Origin of the sequence: Micromonospora sp. 15K316, assembly GCF_004348525.1 — a bacterium.
In the GTDB taxonomy this organism is placed as follows: domain Bacteria; phylum Actinomycetota; class Actinomycetes; order Mycobacteriales; family Micromonosporaceae; genus Micromonospora.
Genome location: NZ_SMKG01000361.1, coordinates 1 through 3462, shown reverse-complemented (window position 1 = coordinate 3462; position 3462 = coordinate 1). Strand labels below are relative to the sequence as shown.

2 protein-coding genes are annotated in these 3462 nt (G+C 72.2%); one reads left to right on the top strand and one right to left on the bottom strand.

All coding sequences use genetic code 11. The features are described 5' to 3' along the window. Positions 1-237 precede the first annotated feature (237 nt). Complete coding sequence (locus E1211_RS31375) at positions 238-1446, top strand: DUF349 domain-containing protein (protein ID WP_132353748.1); 1209 nt, start codon at positions 238-240, stop codon at positions 1444-1446. A 191-nt stretch (positions 1447-1637) separates the two neighbouring features. Here the strand turns inward: E1211_RS31375 and miaB are convergent, their stop codons facing one another. Continuing rightward, entirely contained in the window at positions 1638-3116 is a 1479-nt protein-coding gene (gene miaB, locus E1211_RS31370; RefSeq protein WP_132353746.1) for a tRNA (N6-isopentenyl adenosine(37)-C2)-methylthiotransferase MiaB, read from the bottom strand. Positions 3117-3462 lie beyond the last annotated feature (346 nt).

The following is a 3462-nucleotide window of genomic DNA, read 5'->3' as shown; positions in this document are numbered from 1 at the left end:
GGTGGGGGCAGACGGCGGCGGCGACCAGTGGCACCCGTTCACGGTAGCGGGACGCGCCGGTGCGTCTGTGCGCCGATCCGGTCATCCGGGCGCTAGGACACCGTATGGTCACGGTCGGCGATAGGCGCTCGACGGGGACGGGGTCGTACCTGTGACAATGCCGGGGAGAAACTTGGCTGCGCTGTGGCGGCGATCGGGACACTGCTCTCCCGACGCCGGGAGAACGAGGATGGGCACATGAGCGACTGGACTGCCTTCGGACGGGTGGACGCGGACGGCACCGTGTACGTCAAGACCGCCGAGGGCGAGCGGGTGGTCGGATCCTGGCAGGCAGGGGCCCCGGAGGAGGGGTTGGCGCACTTCGCCCGCCGCTTCGCGGACCTGGTGACCGAGGTGGATCTGACCGAGGCCCGGCTCAACTCGGGTGCGGCGGACGCCGGCCACTCGTTGAGCACGATCCGCCGGATCCGGGCTTCGCTCGCCGAGGCGCACGTGGTCGGCGACATCGACGCGCTGGCCGCGCGACTGGACCGGCTCGCCACGGTGGCCGAGGAGAAGGCGGGCGAGGCCCGCGCGGCGCGGGACGCGGCGCGCGGCGAGGCGTTGGCCCGCAAGACGGCGCTGGTCGAGGAGGCGGAGAAGCTGGCCGCCGAGTCGACCGGGTGGAAGACCGCCGGGGACCGGCTCAAGGAGATCCTCGACGAGTGGAAGACCATCCGCGGCGTCGACAAGAAGACCGACGGGGAGCTGTGGAAGCGGTTCGCCGCGGCCCGCGACGGCTTCACCCGCCGCCGGGGCGCGCACTTCGCGTCCCTGGACGCGCAGCGCAAGCAGGCGCAGGCGGAGAAGGAGGAGCTGGTCACCGAGGCCGAGAAGCTCAAGGACTCCACCGACTGGGCGGCCACCGCCAACCAGCTCAAGGACCTGATGACGCGGTGGAAGGCGGCGCCGCGCGCGTCCAAGGAGGCCGAGCAGCGGCTCTGGGAACGGTTCCGCGCGGCGCAGGACGACTTCTTCACCCGGCGCAGCGAGGTCTTCTCCGCGCGGGACAACGAGCTGCGGGGCAACCTGGAGCGCAAGCAGGCGCTGCTCGCCGAGGCGGAGGCGCTGGACGTCGAGGGCGACCCGAAGGGCGCCCAGGCGAAGCTGCGGGACATCCAGGCGCAGTGGCACGAGGCCGGCCGGGTGCCGCGCGAGGCGGCTGCCGGGCTGGAGCGTCGGCTCCGGGTCGTCGACGAGAAGGTCCGCGAGGTGATGGACTCGGCCTGGCGGCGGACCTCCAAGGAGGACAGCCCGCTGCTCGCCCAGATGCGGGCGCAGGTCGCCGAGGCGGAGGAGCGGCTGGCCCGGGCCCAGGCCGCCGGTGACGCCCGCCGGGTCCGCGAGGCCGAACAGGCTCTCGCCTCCAAGCGGCAGTTCCTCCAGCTCGCCGAGCAGTCCAGCTGAGCTGAGCCGTCCCGGAAAGCCCCGGTCCCCTCGCGGGACCGGGGCTTTCCGCGTCACGATCACCCGTCGACACGGGCGGCCGGCCCCGCTCGGCAGCGGAATCGAGCCGGGCCCGCCGGCGCACCACCGCGGAGCCGGGGCGGGGACCCCTTCTCGACACCGTGACGTCGACGGTGGCCCCCCGCTCCGGGTCAGTGCGTGGCGCAGCCGGAGGTGGCGGCGGGCGTCGCCGCCGGCGCTCCGATCGTGGGCAGTCCGAGCAGCACGCCGGGCGTACGTGGTGAGCGCCCCGCCTCGAACGCGTCCCCGGCGCGGGTACGGCGGTGGGACAGCGGCTCACCGTCGGCGTTGAGGTGGTGCGGGGCGGCGTACGTGACGGTGGTGTGCACGATGTCACCCGGGCGGAGCTGCCCGGCGAGGGAACCCGCGTCGAAGTGCACGAGCCGGCCGTCGCGCGCCCGGCCGGACATCCGCCCGGTGCGCTCGTCCTTACGGCCCTCGCCGACGGCGACCAGCACCTCGACGGTCTCACCGACCAGCTTCTTGTTCTCCGCCCAGGTGATCTCCTCGACGCAGGCGATCAGCCGGTCGTAGCGCTCCTGCACCACCTGCTTGGGCAGCTGGCCCTCCATGGTCGCCGCGGGGGTGCCGGGGCGCTTGGAGTACTGGAAGGTGAAGGCCGAGGAGAACCGGGACTCGCGCACCACGTCGAGGGTGCGCTCGAAGTCGGCATCGGTCTCGCCGGGGAAGCCCACGATGATGTCGGTGGTGATCGCCGCGTCCGGCATCGCCGTGCGGACCTTCTCGATGATCCCGAGGTAACGCTCGGCCCGGTAGGAGCGGCGCATGGCGCGCAGCACCGTGTCGGAGCCGGACTGCAGGGGCATGTGCAGCGAGTGGCAGACGTTCGGCGTCTCGGCCATGGCCGCGATCACGTCGTCGGTGAAGTCCTTCGGGTGCGGGCTGGTGAAACGCACCCGCTCCAGGCCCTCGATCTCGCCGCAGGCGCGCAGGAGCTTGCCGAAGGCGAGTCGGTCCCCGAACTCGACGCCGTAGGAGTTGACGTTCTGCCCGAGCAGGGTCACCTCCAGCACGCCCTCGTCGACCAGCGCCCGGACCTCGGACAGGATGTCGCCGGGACGGCGGTCCTTCTCCTTGCCGCGCAGCGACGGCACGATGCAGAAGGTGCAGGTGTTGTTGCAGCCGACCGAGATCGACACCCAGCCGGCGTACGTCGACTCGCGGCGGGTGGGCAGCGTCGACGGGAAGACGTCGAGGGACTCCAGGATCTCCACCTCGGCGGCGGCGTTGTGCCGGGCCCGCTCCAGCAGCACCGGCAGCGACCCGATGTTGTGCGTGCCGAAGACCACGTCCACCCAGGGGGCCTTGCGGACGATGTCGCCGCGATCCTTCTGGGCCAGGCAGCCGCCGACGGCGATCTGCATCTCGGGGTGCTTGTCCTTGACCGGACGCAGCCGGCCGAGATTGCCGTAGAGCCGGTTGTCGGCGTTCTCCCGGACCGCGCAGGTGTTGAAGACGACGATGTCCGGGGTCTCGTCGCCCCCGGCGGCGCGCACGTAGCCCGCCTGCTCCAGCAGGCCGGAGATGCGTTCCGAGTCGTGCACGTTCATCTGGCAGCCGTACGTCACGACGTTGTAGGTCCTAGCCACCTGCTCGGCGCCCCTTTCTTCGGGGTACCAGGGTAGCGGCAGGCTCGGCCGGCCCGATCGCCCGGCATTGGCCCGGTGGCCCATGGCGGGGTCACTCGGCGGGCAGTACGCTGCACACCAGGACTATGTTCTGGGTGGTTTCGGGGGCTTTGCACTCAAGACCCACCGGTGTGCGTTCGGGGAAGCACATGACGAAGCCGCGGGAGGCCACCGTGACGCTAGAAAACGCGGCACAGCACACCGTCGTCACCCGCGACGGGCGGCGCCTCGCGGTGGAGACCTCCGGCGCTCCGGACGGCCCCGCGGTCTTCCTGCTGCACGGCACCCCCGGCAACCGCAGCGGCCC